Origin of the sequence: Streptococcus sp. 27098_8_76, from assembly GCF_041432315.1 — a bacterium.
GTDB lineage: Bacteria > Bacillota > Bacilli > Lactobacillales > Streptococcaceae > Streptococcus.
In genome coordinates, this window is sequence record NZ_JAPVZI010000003.1 from 25450 (window position 1) to 42562 (window position 17113).

The window sequence follows — 17113 nt, forward strand, 5'->3', positions numbered from 1 at the left end:
TCCTTTTTTGTTTTTAGGCTGTTTTTTCAACCTTTAAGATTTTTACATCATAGCTACCAACAGGTGTTTCAATGGTTGCTGTATCACCTGTTTTCTTGCCAATCAAAGCTTGTCCAATTGGGCTTTCATTCGACACTTTACCTGCAAAGGCATCCGCACCGGCTGAACCTACGATAATATAAACTTCTTCCTCATCCTCACCAATTTCTTGGATAGTGACTGTTTTACCAATCGCTACTTCGTCTTGAGCAACTGAGTCACTATTGACGATTTCAGCATAACGGATTTTTGTTTCCAAGCTAGAGATTTGTCCTTCGACAAAGGCTTGTTCATCCTTAGCCGCTTCGTATTCACTGTTTTCAGAAAGGTCACCGTATGAACGGGCAATCTTAATGCGTTCTACCACTTCTGGGCGGCGGACCAATTTCAATTCTTCTAATTCTTTTTCAAGTTTTTCCTTTTCCGCAAGGGTCATAGGATATGTTTTTTCTGCCATTTTTCTCAACTTTCTTCTGATGATATTTTCTAACTAAAATTATGTGAAGCATCACATAATTTTAGTTTGTTTGGTTTAATTTGCTGTTGACATGTTCAGCGACATTACGATCATGCTCCTCCTGAGTAGCAGCATAATAGACCTTACCATCTGTAACATTAGCTACAAAGTATAAGTTATCACTCTTAGTCTGATTAATACTTGCCTCGATGGCATCCAAGCTTGGACTATCTACTGGACCTGGCATCAAACCAGCTTTCGTATAAACATTATACGGTGAATTAATTGTCGTATCAATTCCAGCATCATCAGCAAGACTAATCTTCTGACCAAGTTTTCCTTGAGCATACAAGATTGCAATATTGCTTTGAAGTGGCATACCAAGATTCAAGCGATTGTAGAATACACCTGCAATCAACTTACGGTCTTCCGTCTTAGCTCCTTCTTTTTCGACAAGAGAAGCAATGGTCAGCAATTCATTGACCGTCAAATTCTTAGACTTAATCGTACTGTAATGAGGTGCTAAAGTCTTGTCCATAGCTGCCAACATCTCATCAATCAAGCTTTCAATAGTTGTACTTTCCTTGATAGAATATGTAGCTGGGAAGAGGAAACCTTCCAAACGATAACGAACGCCACTTTCCTTTGTAGGCAAGCTTTCAAGTAGACTAGGATATTTGGCAACTTCTTGGCTGATAAAGTTCTCATCTTGAACTTTTGCCAGAAAGGCATCCGCTGTTAAAGGCTCTTTGAAGTCACCTTGCAATTGACCTACCGCTTGTGCCATTTGATCAATCGTATAACCTTCTGGAATTGTTAAATTCGCAAGCGCAGGTTCTTGAGCTTCAGCTGTTCCACCTTTTTGCAATTCATGGATGATATCTTCTGTACTCATACTCTTTTGCAAATTGTAATAGCCAGACTTCAAATCTGAATAATTTTTATATTTCGCATAAAAAGCAAAAATCACTCCGTGTTTAATCAAACCAGACTTTTCAAGAGTTGAACCAATTGTTTGAACATTAGCTCCTTCTGGGATTTGCACTGTCACATATTGTTTAGATGAAGCATCCACAGGCTGTAAAGATGACTGAACATACTGATAACCGAAGTAAGCACCTGCTGAAATCAAACCTAAGAAAATGAGTAGAGAAATGAAGAAGACCTTAAATCCTGATTTTTTCTTCTTGGGTGACTTAACCGTATCACGACGGCTACGACGTGGAGTTGCAGGCATTTCTTCTACAACTTTCTTTTCCACTACTGGTTTTGAAGTAGGAACTTCTCTTTTTACCTCTCTCTGAGCTTCTGTCTTATAAGAAACAGCTACCCTCGTTGGGATTTCATTAAATTCCTTTTCTACTTTTCTAGGACTAACAGGTCCTGGAGTTGGTCTTGATACTCCCTCCGCTGATGGAGTAGAAGGTCCTTCTTGACTCGGGTGACTAGGAGCAAGTGGAGCTTGTCTTACAGCCTCTTCTGCGGGAGAAGAAGGAACATCTTGACTTGGATGACTTGGAACACCAGGAGTTTCTCTTTGAATATCATCTGCTGGAGAAGCTGGTACATCTTGACTTGGGTGAGTAGGCACGGTAGGAGCTTTTCTCATAATCTCCTCTACAGCTGATAGAGAATCTTCCATTAACTCTTCTATCGACTGGTCATTTTTAGAAGAAAATTGGGGTTTTATTGAAGCTAAATCAACTTCTTCCTGATCTTCTTCATGTTTTTTAACTTGTTCTAAATCTCGTAAAATCTGCTCTTTAAAGCTTAATTTTTCTTCTTCTCTTGACTTTTCACTCAAAAGTTTTTCCTCCTCGTTGACAATCCATAATATTATATCTTAAAAGTCTAGGAAAAGCAACCTATGATGCCTTGTCTTGCCTATTTTTTAGCTTCCCAGACCATATCATACCAAGTTTCCCCTGCAAAGGTTGACTGGGACAAGCCTTCGTTGACAAATCCGTGTTTTTCATAGTAGGCGATGAGATAGTCATGACAGGTTAGGTTAATGCCTTCTCTCTCATCTTCAAGAGCAACTTCTTTCAAAGCTGTTAGCAATTTCTGACCCAGTCCAAGACCCTGTGCTTCCTTGGCAATAGAGAGACAGGTCACAGAGATATAGCCACCAGTCTCATGACTATAGTCTTTTATGTCTTCTGTAAAAGACTGGTCTTGTAGATAGCGGTGAGGGACAACTGGCCCTTCGATATAACCAATAATCTTACCTTCTTTTTCCGCAACCAGAAAAGAGGTCTGAATTTCTCGCAAATGCACCTCAAAGACAGATCGAGGAATAGCTTCTTCTACCGAGAAATTCTCTAGTTCAATCTCGACAATCCGATCCAAATCTTCTAATTTTGCTTGTCTGATTTTCATTGTACCTCCAGATAAAAGGGATTAAACCAAATCATACTATAGCCCTGGCTAGTTACATAAAGGGAGGTTTCTTCATCAATAAAACCGTTCATTTCAAAATAGGAAAGCAGCTCATCAGGACTCTCCAAACGAATCCCCTTGTACTCCAGCTCAACTGCCACCTCTTTCAAAGCTGCAAGAAGAAGTGTTCCCAAGCCCTGTCTCTGATGGTCAGACTCAATGACTAAAGAAAGTACTTTTAGACATTGCGGATTGTCTGACTGAGGACTTGATAGAATATAGCCTAAAAGTTGATTTTCATCCCTAGCTAGAAGAAAGGTATCCGCACACTTACGGATACTTTCTTCTAAAATATGGGAAGCCAGCTGCTTTTCAGCTGGAAAAGACGAGGTCTGAATCGCCTCTATCTCAGCCAAATCAGACTTGCTTGCCTGAATGATCTTAATTGGAATTTCCATGAGAATAACCTATTGAACATTGCTTGTCAAGTTAGACAAGAGACGTTCAAATGAATATTCATAGGTTTGGATATCTCCTGCTCCCATAAAGACATAGACAGCATTGTCATGGTCAAGGAGTGGAGAAACATTTTCAACAGTAATCACTTGGTGTTTTTTGTTGATTTTTTGGGCTAGGTCTTCTACCTTAACATCACCATGATCTACTTCACGAGCTGACCCATAAATTTGCGCTAGGTAAACAGCATCCGCTTGGTTCAAAGCGTGGGCAAATTCGTCCAACAAAGCGATTGTTCTTGTAAAGGTATGCGGTTGGAAGACTGCTACAATTTCCTTGCTTGGGTATTTCTGACGAGCCGCATCCAAGGTCGCAATGATTTCTGTTGGATGGTGGGCAAAGTCATCGATAATCACCGTATCATTGACAATTTTCTCAGTGAAACGACGCTTAACACCAGCAAATGTTTTCAAGTGCTCACGCACTAAGTTCAAATCAAATCCTGCTGTGTAAAGAAGACCAATAACGGCTGTCGCATTCATGATATTGTGACGACCAAAGGTTGGGATGTGGAATTGACCCAATTCTTGTCCACGGAAGTGAACGGTGAAGGTTGAACCAGTTGTTGAACGAAGAAGCTCACTAGCTACAAAATCATTACCTTCTGCTTCAAAACCATAATAATAAATTGGTGCATCAGACGTAATTTTACGCAATTCTGCATCTTCACCATAGACAAAAAGACCCTTGGTAATTTGTTTAGCATAGTCGTTAAAAGCATTGAAAACATCTTCTAGACTTGTGAAATAGTCTGGATGGTCAAAGTCAATGTTGGTGATAATAGAGTATTCTGGGTGGTAAGGCATGAAGTGACGCTCATATTCGTCAGATTCAAAGACAAAATATTTGGCATTGGCCGAACCACGACCTGTCCCATCCCCAATCAAGAAGCTAGTGTCTGTGATGTGAGACAAGACATGAGACAACATACCTGTCGTTGAAGTTTTTCCATGCGCTCCTGCTACTCCCATGCTAACAAAGTCACGCATAAAGCTACCAAGGAACTCATGATAACGTTTGTAGCTGATACCATTTTGATCCGCATAAGCAATTTCGACGTTGTTATCTGGACGAAAGGCATTTCCAGCGATAATTTCCATATCACCGTCTAGGTTCTTTTCATCAAAAGGAAGAATAGTAATTCCTGCCTGCTCAAGACCACGTTGAGTAAAGTAGTACTTTTCAACATCTGATCCTTGAACCTTGTGCCCCATTTGGTGCAACATCAAGGCCAAGGCACTCATCCCTGATCCCTTAATTCCGATAAAATGATATGTCTTTGGCATGTTTTCTCCCCTATTCTGTAATTCTGGTCAGATTTAACTCTTGGGCAACCCGACGTTCTTGTTCTGTTTGTTTGCTTTTTTTATTGTAGATTTGGCTCTTTTTCAGAAAATCATAGTTGTTTTTCTTTGAAGCAGGTGCTGACACTTCTTCATTCTTGGTAGGGATAGAATGAACTTCTTCCGCCAAGATATAATGAGACTGGGTCAATTTTTGGCTATATTTGACAAATTCACCAGGATTTTCCTTTTGGAAAGGAGCTGTCGGTTGGTTACCCTGTCTAAGAAGGCCTGATTTAGAATGACGTCTCGCACGGCTGAAATCCTGAGTTAGATAGTTAGCAGAGCGTTTCTTTTTCAAGTCTGCACGCGCTTCTTCACGCGCCACCTCTGCATAACTCTTTCCTTCTTTTTTAACCCCTAAAGGAGCTTTTTTAGGTTTCTCGACTTGCTTTTCAATCGGTTTGACTGGTGTTTCTTCAGCAATAGGAGCCCATTCTAAATAATTTTTATCTCGATACTCACCCTTGATATTACTGATCAGATCAGACTCATCGTACAAGTTCATGACTGGCATTTCAGTCAGCATGACCTCGTCATCTGACACCAATGGAAATCGTTCTTGTTTCATTTTCTATTTCCTTTCAACACTTCATTATAGCGTATTGTCTTGATTTTTCAAGTGCTGGCTTCAGAAATTCCCAAAATTTCTCTAATTTCTGCTAGGGTCAGACTACCACGTGACTCTGTGCCGTCCAATACTTGTGACACCAAATGTTTCTTCTGTTCTTGTAGTTCCTGAATTTTTTCTTCAATAGTTCCCTTGGTCACCAAGCGATAGACCTCAACCGTTTCTTCCTGACCCATCCGATGGGCACGGCCAATGGCTTGCGCCTCCACCGCAGGATTCCACCAAAGGTCAACCAAAATAACCGTATCAGCACCTGTTAGGTTCAGACCGACACCACCCGCCTTAAGAGAAATCAGAAAGGCATCTCTTTCCCCTTGATTAAAGGCCTTGGTCATATCTTGTCTTTCCTTGGCCGGGGTTGAACCTGTGATTTTAAAGGAAGTCAAGCCCAAATCTGGCAGTTTTTGTTCTATTTTCTCCAACATTCCCTTGAACTGAGAGAAAATCAAGACACGGTGTCCGCCGTCTGCCACCTGTACCAGCAGGTCTCGAAGACTATCCAGTTTGCCACTGGCTCCCTGATAATCTTCCATAAAGAGGGCAGGGGTGTCACAGATTTGACGCAAGCGCATCAGACCAGACAATATTTCCACTCGACTTCGCTGAAATTCCTGATCTGACACTTGAGCCAGACGGTCACGCATCTGTTGCAACTGGGCTAGGTAGATAGCCTTTTGCTGGTCTTCCAGTTCATTTTTATAAACCACATCAATCAAGTCTGGCAATTCAGTCAGAACTTCTTCTTTCTTGCGTCGCATCACGAAAGGCTTGATAAACTGAGCCACTCGCTCTGCTGGCAATTTCATAAATTCTTTCTTGCTTGGCAAGAGTCCTGGCATGACGATTTGGAAAATAGACCACAACTCACCCAGATGATTTTCAATCGGTGTCCCTGACAGAGCAAAAACTGACGGCACCACAAATTGTCTCAAAGTCTGGGCAATCTTGGTCTGGGCATTTTTCATAACCTGAGCTTCATCTAAGAAAAGGAAGTCAAAGGCCATCCCCTGATAAAGCTCACTGTCCTGACGGAAGGTAGCATAGCTCGTCACATAGATTTGATGGCTCTCAGCAAGAATCTCTTCACGACTAGATTTCAAGCCATGAACAACAGCCACATCCAACTGTGGAGCAAACTTCTGAAACTCATCTGCCCAGTTGTAAATCAAACCGGACGGAGCTAAAATCAAAACTCGACTTTCTTTTGTCACTTGACTGGTCAAAAAAGCAATGGTCTGCAGGGTTTTCCCAAGTCCCATATCATCAGCCAAAATCCCACCAAAACCATAATGATGGAGCATTTGCAGCCAGCCGATTCCCTTTTCCTGATAATCTCGCAAATCAGCCTGAACCTGAGTTGCCTGTCGAGGAAAATCCTCTGGATGCGTCAAATCCTGGGCCAGATTCTGGAATTCTTGTGAAAAAGAAACACGGTCACGCCCTTCAAAAAGATGAGCTAAACTGTAGGCCAAGGATTTTCGAGCCTGTAAGGAGCCATCTTTTAATTCAAACTGCCCCAGTTCCTGTAGATTTTGGCGAATTTTCTTGGTTTCTTCATCGAAAAAGTAGACTTTATTAGACGAATCAATATAAAAATCTCGATTATCAACCAAGGCCTGCATAGCTTGGTCAATTTCCTCTTGGGCTATATCTTGAAAATCAAACTGGATTTCCAAGAGACCTCCCTTGGAAGCAATCTGCACTTGAGGGCTTGCTAGGTTATAGAGTTCTTCTAACTTGTCTGATAAATCAACATTCCCCAGTTTTTCAAAGACTGGAATGATTTCGTGGAAGAAATGATAAACAGACTCTGCTTTTAGGGCCTGACGCCAAGATTGAAAGTCTGCTTCAAAACCTGCAACCAAACAGACTTGGAAAACTCTTTCTTCTAAGTCAGCATCACTCGAAAATGGTAATTCTTCTAGCTCTTGTCGGCTTGATACCTGCCTATCCCCATAATCAAACTGAATCTCTAAACGAATCCGATTGTCTTCTTCCCTGTCAAAGTAAAAAGAGGGCTCAAAGGATTTGATTTGTAGACGTTCTGGAGCTGAAACGGTCCCCATCTGGCTAAAAAGAGTTAAACAAGAAGCTAACTTATCGCGGTCACTGCTATCAAATTGCAAGTATTTCTTTCCATGCTGATCCACAGGTAGCGCTTTGATTTCCTTGAGAAGACGCATCTGCTGGTCTCTTAGAAAATAAACCTGTCCTTTATGGAAAAGTACAGCTCCCTGATAAAAGACATTGACCCTAGGACTCTCACTGATTTCCATTTCAAAATAGTCCGAGTATTCTGTTACTGTAAAGGCAAATAGATTGGCATCAGCATGCATATCCTGAAAAAGCAGAGTCTGATAGCTATCCACTTGATGGTCAAATTGAAAATGGGGCAAGGTCATCAATAAATTCACACCCTGCTCAAAAAAGGTCAGAGGAAAAAAGAGGTGCCGACCTTGATTTTGGAAAAAGAGGTCTGGAGCCTGTCCTTCCTCCATCAGTCCCCGCAAGAAAGTCAAAAGTTCTTGGCTAGCCTCATCAAAGGATTCCCAAGAAAGAGACTCCTCATAAATCTTGCCAATCATATAAGGCTTTCTCTTCTCGACAACTTTTAAAAAGAGTGGAATATCCCGAATGACATAGTATTTTTGGCTATTGATTTGCCCGATTCTAAGAGTCCACAAGATATGATTGGTTCCTGCTTCCACTTGCCCCACAGCCGATAATTCATAGGCACGTTCTGATTTTGGAGATAAGATTCGTTCCAAAAATTTGCCACCCAAGGTCACCTTGGTTTCAACGGCCTCTTTTTCCTCATGACCTTCTTCCAGACTCTGCAAGATTTCTTGACCACGCTCATCATTTTTCAAAAAATGCTCCAGCGCTGCCAAATGCACACAGTAGCCCCTCTTTTGGAAAAAATCGCAGGCACAAAAAACCAAATCATCCTCTAAACTATAGCGCAGTTCTTCTTCTGCGACGCGAGCGTAAAGCCGATTATTCTTTTCCTTGATGATGTCAACCTTACCAGTTTCATAAAGGGCAACGCCTTCGATACGGACTTTCCCCGGAATCAATTTAGCCATATTTTCACCTTTACCTTATCTTTTTATTATACCATATTTTCACCTATGAAAATAGCCTTCTAGGGATACTTTTCTCCTAGAAGGCTGGATTTTTAACGTTTTTAACGTTTGGCAAAAGTCGTCACAATTCGCTGACACACTTCTTGCAGTAGAGATTTGGGCATGGCTACATTGAGGCGGGCATGGAGATTTCCTTCTTCTCCAAAATCCAAACCACGGTTGAGGATAACCTTAGCTTCATTTCTCAACAGCTCTTGCAATCTTTCATCAGTCAGATCATAGGCTGAAAAATCAAGCCAAATCAAGTAGGTTCCTTGCGGTTTCATGACCTTGATTTTAGTCTCTCTTCCAAATAGTTCCACCACATAATTAATATGGTCTTCAAAGACTTGCTTGAGTTCCTCTAGCCAATCCTTCCCGTATCGATAAGCAGCTTCTGTCGCCAAATAGCCCAAGCCTGAAATTTCATGCTGATTATTGGTCAACTGGCGTTTCTGGTAAGCCAGTCTCAACTTAGGATTTTCAATGACTGCATAGGAATTTTTTGTCCCAGCAATATTAAAGGTTTTAGTGGCACTGGTCAAGACGATAGCAAATTCTTTAAAGTCAGGGTTGACAGTATTGAAGGAATGATGCTTGTGACCAAAGAGGGCCAAATCTTGGTGAATCTCATCTGAAACCAAGAAAACACCGTGTTTTTGACAGAGTTGGCCAATCTTGTCCAACACTTCCTTTTCCCAAACACGTCCACCAGGATTGTGAGGATTGCAGAGAATATAAAGTTTGACATCCTCTTCCACCAAATCCTTTTCAAGTCGGTCAAAGTCAATCTCAAACAGACCATCCTTTTCCACCAAAGAATTGGTAATCAATCTACGGTTGTTTAACTTGACACTGCGAGCAAAAGGTGGGTAGACAGGCGTGTTAATCAGAACCGCATCGCCTTCTTTTGTAAAGGCTTGAATAGCTGTTGAGATGGCTGGTACCACACCCTCGATAAAGACAAGAGCCTCTTTGTCAAAGTGGTAACCGTGTTGTGTGGCTTCCCACTTTTGAACTTCCTTAATTAACTCTTCACTGGCATAGGTATAGCCATAAACCAGTTGATCAGCGTAAGTTTGCACAGCTTGGCGGATTTCAGGCAAGACTACAAAGTCCATATCCGCTATCCAAGCTGGTAGGACTTCACTATCCGTTTCTGCTTCTTTCCATTTATAGGTATGGTGCCCTAAACGATTGGGCAGGCTTGTAAAATCATATTTTCCCATCTTTGTCTTATCCTTCCAAGGCTTGACGCAAATCTGCAATCAAATCTCTAGCATCCTCAATCCCAATCGACAAGCGCAAGAGGTCATCTGTCAAACCATAAGAATGGCGCACTTCTGCTGGAATATCGGCATGAGTTTGAGTCGTTGGATAAGTAATCAGACTTTCTACCCCACCTAAACTTTCCGCAAAAGAGAAGACCTTGAGGCTGTTTAAAATGTGAGGAATGCGTGTTTCATCCGCTACTTTAAAGGAAATCATGCCTCCACGACCAGTGTAGAGAACTTCCTTAACTGCTGGAGAATCCTTCAAAAAGGCAACCACTTCTTGGGCGTTAGCTGTTGAGCGCTCCATACGAAGAGACAAGGTCTTGAGACCACGAATCAATTGATAACTGTCAAATGGAGACAAGACTGCCCCTGTCGTATTGAGATTGTAGAAAAGCTTTTCGTATAATTCTACACTATTGGTCACAACAACTCCAGCCAAGACATCATTGTGGCCTGCTAGATACTTGGTTGCTGAATGAAGAACGATATCTGCTCCATCTTCAATCGGACGTTGGTAGATAGGGCTGTAGAAGGTATTGTCCACCACCACTTTTGCACCCTTAGCATGAGCCAAATTTGCTAGTTTTTCGATATCAAATTCCAGCATCAAGGGATTGGTTGGTGTTTCGATATAGAGAACATCCACGTCCTTTTCTAACTCGGCAATCAACTCTTCTTCTGTATTGGCATAGGTAAAATGGAAACGGTCTTCCTGTTCCACTTGATTGAACCAGCGGAAAGAACCACCGTAAAGGTCACGGACAGCCAAAACCTTACTTCCTACTGGGAAGACACTAAAGGCCAGTACAATAGCTGACATCCCTGAGCTAGTCGCTAGGGCATAGTCTGCTGACTCAATAGCTGCCAAGACTTCCTCAGCCTTACTGCGAGTTGGGTTTTTGGTGCGCGTATAGTCAAATCCAGTAGATTTACCAAACTCTGGATGCTGATAAGTTGTTGAAAAATGAAGCGGTGTCACCAATGCACCTGTCGCTTCATCTGATTTGATACCCGCCTGGGCCAAAATTGTGTTGATGTGTAATTCCTTGCTCATACAATACCTCCAAATCTATAGTAACTATTGTACCACTTATTTTCATCAACTCATTTTCTTCTTTTCAAGAGCTAGTTATAGTTTCAAACTATATACTTATCGAGTAAAGCTAAAAAGAATCCAGAAAAGCTTCCAGATTCTTTTGTGAAAATGATTGCTAGAGTTTACTTTGACTGAAAGAAATCCTGTTGGGCTAAATAGTCATAATGGTCTTTATTAAATTGATACTGGCCCACATGCTGACTAATCTGACCGACATCCACGGAAAAAATATAGTCTTCATTTTGATAATGCCAATTAAGTCTAACTGTATTCAAGACTGTCTTATAAGTAAAATCTTGAACTTGATTCCAAGGCATCTCTACGACTTGATTAGAACGATTCTCAGTCACATCACTGATATCCATCAAGTAGATCCCCTTAGGTGTGAATGCCAGAATCTTAGGCTTCACACTCGACTGAACATAGTAGGAACCACCTATAATGAAAAAATCAATAAAAGATTTCAGCAATGTCTTTTTCTTAAAAGCCATCAGAAAATTCTTTTGCCCTTCAACGTGACAACTTGAAAGAAATGATGCAATCTGTTTTTCTGTTGCAAACTCCATAATAGCGCCCATAATCTTACCTCCATAACGATTAGTAAATAGGCAGTTAAGAATTCTTCACTTAAAGAAGAACTTATCATTTGTTGCATTTTATCTTACTTTTACAGTAGACGGCATCCCTCCTATAAAATCATCCTAGCATGTGCATACTTCAGTTAACACTGGGTAGATTTTCGAAAATAGTTTCTCACGTTTTTGTTATATTCATTATAACATAAATTTAATAAACCAATTAAAAAATGTAAGCATTTTCTTCCAAATTTGCCATCATTCTATTAAAAAACGACAGTTTCCTTCGAAACCATCGTTTTTATGGAAAAATTCTTATTTGACGTGTTTTGCCAATTCTTCTTGGGCTTTTTTATTGGATTCTTCTTTTTCTTTCAGCCATTTTTCTTTGGCTTTTTCATATTCATCTTTTGTGACTGTTTTATCTTGTACTTTGAGATATTTATATGATTCGATACCTTTATTACCAGCTAATGAATATGGTGTTGAGAAAGGAACAATTTTTCTCAATGTTGGTGTTCCGCCTAGTGAAACATTTGGAATTGCTAGAGAGCTATCTACTAACCAAGCTTGGGCATCTGCATATTTTTCATAACGTTTAGCTGGATCTTGCTCCTTATTAGCTTCTTCCAACATTTGAGTGTAGACATCCAGCCCAACAGCCTTGGCCTTGTCATTGGCTTCACCTGGCTCTATACCTAGATTTTGCATCAAACCACCAGAATTAACGTTAAAGACGTCAAGATAGGTTGAAGGATCTTGATAGTCTGCAGTCCAACCACCATTGTAAAGATCATAATCCTTCTGAGCTGCAGTTTGAGCAAGATAACCTGAACTATCATAGTCCTCTGTAGAAAGTTGATGAACATCAATCACAACATTATCTGCACCTAAGACAGATTCTATTGATTGCTTCATGGAATTAATTCCTTGAATTTCAGCCTTATTAGCCAAATCTATAGTTTTATCTAAGTGTATAGGGAATTGAACTCCTTTGGCTTGGAGTTCTTTCTTAGCTTCAGCAAATTTAGCTTTAGCTTTTTCTGGATTGTAGTATGGATCTTGGGCATCTGCAAAGTTGATTCCCTGCCATTCCTTACCATAGTTGACCATCTTAGAGGCTACTACTTCACCAAAGTCTTTTCCGTTGATACTTACGAAGTTTGGAGGAACGACGAGGTTACGCAAAATCTTAGTTGCCCCCTCTTCTCCTTGAGATTGGGCCCCGTAAGCTGTACGGTCATAGGCAAAATTAATGGCTTGACGGAAGTTCTTGTTAAGAACCGCTTCTTGAGTCGATTTCTTTTCAGCATCACTTGTCTTGGAAGTGAATTTATAAGATTTTCTATCTAAATTGAAGTTTAAGAAGTAAGAAGTAGCATCTTGCATGCTATAAATGATATTGTCCTTATTCTTTTCTTTAATCCCTTCAAAGCTCGAACTGTTTGGATAGAGACGAGCATAGCTATAAACACCTTCAGTAAAATTACGTGCTAACGCATCTTGGTCACTACCATCAAAATAAGTCAATTTGACATCATCTACAAAGACATTTTTAGCATCCCAGTAGTTAGGATTTTTCTTGTATTCGATGACCGATTTTGAAACAAAGGATTTCATCAAGAAAGGTCCATTGTACAAAATGCTAGATGGATCTACCTTCCCAAAATCATCCCCTTTTGATTTCAAGAAATCCGCATTGACTGGGAAGAGAATGGTTGAGGTTGTTTTTGAGTTCCAATAAGGTTCTGGTCGAGCCAAGGTATATTGAACGGTTTGGTCATCAAGAGCCTTGATTCCGACAGTTGAAAAGTCGCTTGTTTTACCAGTGATATAGTCATCTAAACCTGCAACGGATTCTTGCACTAAGTACAAGGCTTCTGATTTTTTATCAGCCGCATATTTCAAACCAGTGACAAAATCTTGGGCAGTTACAGGAGCATATTCATCTCCATCTGCAGTGTACCATTTAGCATCTTTACGCAATTTATAGGTATAGGTCAAACCGTCTTGAGAAACAGTCCAATCCTCAGCCAAGGATGGGACATAGTTCCCATATTGGTCATTTTCCATGAGACCATCTACCAGGTTGGTCACAATATCAGTAGTTGTTGAACGGTTTTCTGCTAGATAGTTCAAACTAGATGGATCACTTGAGTAAACATAATTGTATGTTTTTGATGCTGTGCTAGAATTTCCACAGGCACTTAACAAAATACCTGCACTTAACACGACACCTGCAAGCGTTGCATACTTGGCCTTAGACTTTTTCATTTCCAGAACCTCCTGATTTAAATATTTGTCTTATTATACAACTTGGGTTTTATTTAGTCAATAGTTTTCTAAGTAAAATTTAAGAAAAATAAAATTTCTATCTACAAACTATAGAAATTATTCTACAAAATAATAAAAAGAGAATAATTCAAGCATTTCATGATAGAAATGTTCAAATTATCCCTTTTATTTATAAAAAATTATTGAGAAATTCTTAATTTTGCTCGTAGACGATTTGCTTGGGCTTTTCCAATCACCTTATCCAATAGACGGGTACGAAGACTCAAGAATCCATAAACTCCTCCCCCTATGGCACCGACAAGGGCTACATATAGGAAACTCCACAAACGTCCACTTGGTTGGAAGACAAATCCTAAAATCCACTGCAATGTCCCTACTACTAGAAACATGAAAATAGTTAACAAACTGATTAAAATGGTTCGTTTCAAAATCACCTTGCGCTTAACACCAGTTACCTTACAAATATCCCGATACATCAAGACGTTAGGAATAATAAGACCGATGGTTGTGGAAATCAAAGGACCATAACTGTGGAAGAGGGCGATGGTAGGTATTTGCAAGACTAGCTTGGCAATGGAACCATAGATAAAATAGAGAACAGCCTTGCGGTTGCGGAACATGGCCTGAAGCATTGGAGACAAGACCATGTACAGACCTAAAATAGTAGACTGCAAAACTGCAAAGACAAACAAGCCCATAGCCAAACTATCTGGCTTGCCATAGAAGACTGTATATAAAGGTTCTCCTACCATAACCACTCCAACCGTTGCTGGTAACAGGAATACAAAAAGCATGGTAATGCTGTCCTGAACGAGACGAGAAGCTGCCTTCAAGTCCCCCTTGACATAGTTTTCAGTCAAAAGTGGTAAACCGACACCCCCAATTGAAACCCCTACAGAAATCAAAATCATCGTGATTTTATTAGGATTGGCAGAGAAATAAGAAAACATGACAATTAAGTCTTCATTACTATAGTTGGTAAACCACTTCATGCTATTGATAAAGGTATTTTGGTCCAAGATTTGGAAAAGCTGAATAGCCGAACCAGTCAAGATAAAAGGAATGGCTTCCTTAATGGTATCGACCAAGAGACGCTTGCTATTAATCTTATCTCCTGTTTCAAGGACTCTTTTGAGTAAACCTTCTTGAGCAAGGAAATAGACCAAAACTGCAAAACTAGCTACCATGCCGACAAAGGCAGCAAAGGTCGATTGGGTAACGGCTGCTAGGTAATCTCCTGAACCGAGCTTCATAATGATAAAGGTCGCTAAGAGCATCCAGATAACACGAATGACCTGCTCAGCGATTTGGCTCATGGCATAAGGTTTGAGGTTATTCATCCCTTGGAAAAATCCTCGGATAACACTCATAGATGGGAAAATCAAGACTCCCCAAGCCAAGCTTTGCATGATTGGGATCAAGTCTTTGCCCACGCCAGACAAGTCTGCTAGCCAAGGAGCAAAGACATACAAGATTAAAGCAAAAACGAGGCCTAGTCCTGTCATAAATCCTAAAAAGCTCCGAATCAGGGCAAAGCTATGCTCTTCTTCTCGCATGGTATTATACTTGGCAACTTGCTTGGCCACCGCAACTGGAATCCCTGCTGTTGAAACCAGCAAGAACCAGGCATAGATATTATAACCCATGGTAAAGAGACCATTGGCCGTAGCTGCATAAGACCCCATCCAGATGTACCATGGGATAATATAAATAGCCCCGAGTAGGCGACTGATAAAGTTACTAGCCGTTAGCCAAGCAGTCCCCCGTAACATCTGGGCCTGCTGGTGATTGTTTTCGTGCGACATAGATTCCTCATTCAATTTTGATAACTAGGAAAAACTCCTTATCTTCCATTATAAACTTTTCCTTGTTACTTGTAAATTTGCGACTTTCGGTTTACAATAGAAAGTATGATTAAGATTGAAACCGTATTAGATATATTAAAGAAAGATGGTCTCTTCCGCGAGATTATCGACCAAGGACATTATCACTACAACTACAGCCATGTCGTATTTGACAGTATCTGCTATGACAGTCGTAAGGCCAAAGAAAAGAGCCTCTTTTTCGTCAAAGGTGCTGCCTTTAAGAAGGAATTCCTGATTTCTGCCATCTCTCAAGACCTCGGTTGGTATGTGGCTGAAAAAGACTATGAGGTTGGTATTCCTGCTATTATCGTCAGTGATATCAAGAAAGCCATGAGTTTGATTGCTATGGAATTTTATGGAAATCCACAGGACAAACTCAAACTCCTTGCCTTTACTGGTACTAAGGGTAAGACAACAGCAGCCTATTTCGCTTATAACATTTTATCTCAAAGTCACCGACCTGCAATGTTGTCGACCATGAACACAACTCTAGATGGCAAGACTTTCTTTAAGTCTGCATTGACAACTCCTGAGAGCATCGACCTCTTTGACATGATGCATCAAGCTGTGCAAAATGACCGTACCCACCTCATCATGGAAGTCTCCAGTCAAGCATATCTGGTCAAACGTGTCTATGGTCTAACCTTTGATGTGGGAGTTTTCCTCAATATCAGCCCAGACCATATCGGCCCGATTGAACACCCTAGCTTTGAAGACTACTTCTACCACAAACGTCTCTTGATGGAAAATAGCCGAGCAGTCATCGTTAACAGTGACATGGACCACTTTTCTGTCTTGAAAGAACAAGTGGCAGATCAAGACTATGATTTCTACGGTAGTAAGTCTGAAAACCAAATCGAGAATTCCAAAGCCTTTAGCTTTTCAGCTACGGGTAAACTCTCTGGAGACTATGATATCCAACTGATTGGTCACTTCAACCAAGAAAATGCCATTGCTGCTGGACTTGCTTGTCTCCGTCTCGGAGCTAGTCTTGAAGACATCAAAAAAGGAATTGCTGCAACCCGCGTTCCTGGTCGTATGGAAGTCCTCACTCAGAAAAATGGAGCCAAGGTCTTCATCGACTATGCCCACAATGGTGACAGTCTCAAAAAACTCATCAATGTGGTTGAAACTCATCAAACTGGAAAAATTGCTCTGGTTCTGGGTTCAACAGGAAATAAAGGAGAAAGCCGTCGTAAGGACTTTGGCCTCCTCCTCAATCAACATCTTGAGATTCAAGTCTTTCTGACTGCTGATGACCCCAACTATGAAGACCCAATGGCCATTGCAGATGAAATTAGTAGCTACATCAATCATCCTGTTGAAAAAATTGCGGATCGCCAAGAAGCCATCAAGGCAGCTATGGCTATCACAAATCACGAATTAGATGCTGTCATTATTGCTGGTAAGGGAGCAGATTGCTACCAAATCGTCCAAGGAAAAAAAGAAACCTATCCTGGAGATGCAGCCGTTGCAGAAAATTATTTATAAGATAGTAAAAAATCAAGGGAAATG

At 40.7% G+C, this 17113-nt stretch carries 13 protein-coding genes; 1 reads left to right on the forward strand and 12 read right to left on the reverse strand.

The genetic code is table 11. The annotated features are described in order from the left end of the window. Positions 1-13: 13 nt before the first annotated feature. The 12 genes from greA to O3636_RS02645 all read right to left on the reverse strand — a co-directional run bounded on the left by greA (position 14) and on the right by O3636_RS02645 (position 15538). Positions 14-496, reverse strand: coding sequence for a transcription elongation factor GreA (gene greA, locus O3636_RS02590; RefSeq protein WP_000818750.1), 483 nt, complete (start codon positions 494-496; stop codon positions 14-16). A gap of 61 nt (positions 497-557) precedes the next feature. Further along, positions 558-2300 carry an endolytic transglycosylase MltG gene (mltG, locus tag O3636_RS02595; RefSeq protein ID WP_371641549.1) on the reverse strand — a complete coding sequence of 581 codons (1743 nt, stop codon included), beginning with the start codon at positions 2298-2300 and terminating at the stop codon, positions 558-560. A gap of 80 nt (positions 2301-2380) precedes the next feature. Further along, a complete protein-coding gene (locus O3636_RS02600; RefSeq protein WP_219966851.1) occupies positions 2381-2875 on the reverse strand; it encodes a GNAT family N-acetyltransferase in 495 nt (164 codons plus the stop codon). After that, on the reverse strand, positions 2872-3333 hold the full coding sequence (locus O3636_RS02605) for a GNAT family N-acetyltransferase (RefSeq protein ID WP_371641551.1): 462 nt from the start codon (positions 3331-3333) through the stop codon (positions 2872-2874). Before O3636_RS02605 ends, O3636_RS02600 begins: the two co-directional genes overlap by 4 nt. Before the next feature lie 9 nt (positions 3334-3342). After that, positions 3343-4677, reverse strand: a complete 1335-nt coding sequence (gene murC / locus O3636_RS02610) for a UDP-N-acetylmuramate--L-alanine ligase (protein WP_033677684.1) — start codon at positions 4675-4677, stop codon at positions 3343-3345. A gap of 10 nt (positions 4678-4687) precedes the next feature. Then, positions 4688-5305 (reverse strand): cystathionine gamma-synthase, encoded by a 618-nt coding sequence (locus O3636_RS02615; protein WP_371641553.1) that lies wholly within the window; start codon positions 5303-5305, stop codon positions 4688-4690. Between the two features lie 47 nt (positions 5306-5352). Next, complete coding sequence (locus tag O3636_RS02620; RefSeq protein ID WP_371641555.1) at positions 5353-8451, reverse strand: DEAD/DEAH box helicase; 3099 nt, start codon at positions 8449-8451, stop codon at positions 5353-5355. Positions 8452-8552: 101 nt separating this feature from the next. After that, the gene (locus O3636_RS02625) at positions 8553-9719 is read right to left on the reverse strand and encodes a MalY/PatB family protein (protein WP_371641557.1); all 1167 of its coding nucleotides are present in this window, start codon (positions 9717-9719) and stop codon (positions 8553-8555) included. Positions 9720-9726: 7 nt separating this feature from the next. Then, positions 9727-10821 carry a cystathionine gamma-synthase gene (locus O3636_RS02630; RefSeq protein WP_371641559.1) on the reverse strand — a complete coding sequence of 365 codons (1095 nt, stop codon included), beginning with the start codon at positions 10819-10821 and terminating at the stop codon, positions 9727-9729. Between the two features lie 164 nt (positions 10822-10985). Further along, positions 10986-11441 (reverse strand): hypothetical protein, encoded by a 456-nt coding sequence (locus tag O3636_RS02635; RefSeq protein WP_371641561.1) that lies wholly within the window; start codon positions 11439-11441, stop codon positions 10986-10988. Positions 11442-11753: 312 nt separating this feature from the next. Next, positions 11754-13712: a peptide ABC transporter substrate-binding protein gene (locus O3636_RS02640; RefSeq protein ID WP_371641563.1), complete on the reverse strand. Its 1959-nt coding sequence runs from the start codon at positions 13710-13712 to the stop codon at positions 11754-11756. Between the two features lie 200 nt (positions 13713-13912). Further along, on the reverse strand, positions 13913-15538 hold the full coding sequence (locus tag O3636_RS02645; protein WP_371641565.1) for an oligosaccharide flippase family protein: 1626 nt from the start codon (positions 15536-15538) through the stop codon (positions 13913-13915). 105 nt (positions 15539-15643) lie between these two features. Between O3636_RS02645 and O3636_RS02650 the strand changes: the two genes are divergently transcribed. Then, positions 15644-17089, forward strand: a complete 1446-nt coding sequence (locus tag O3636_RS02650; protein WP_371641567.1) for a UDP-N-acetylmuramoyl-L-alanyl-D-glutamate--L-lysine ligase — start codon at positions 15644-15646, stop codon at positions 17087-17089. Positions 17090-17113 lie beyond the last annotated feature (24 nt).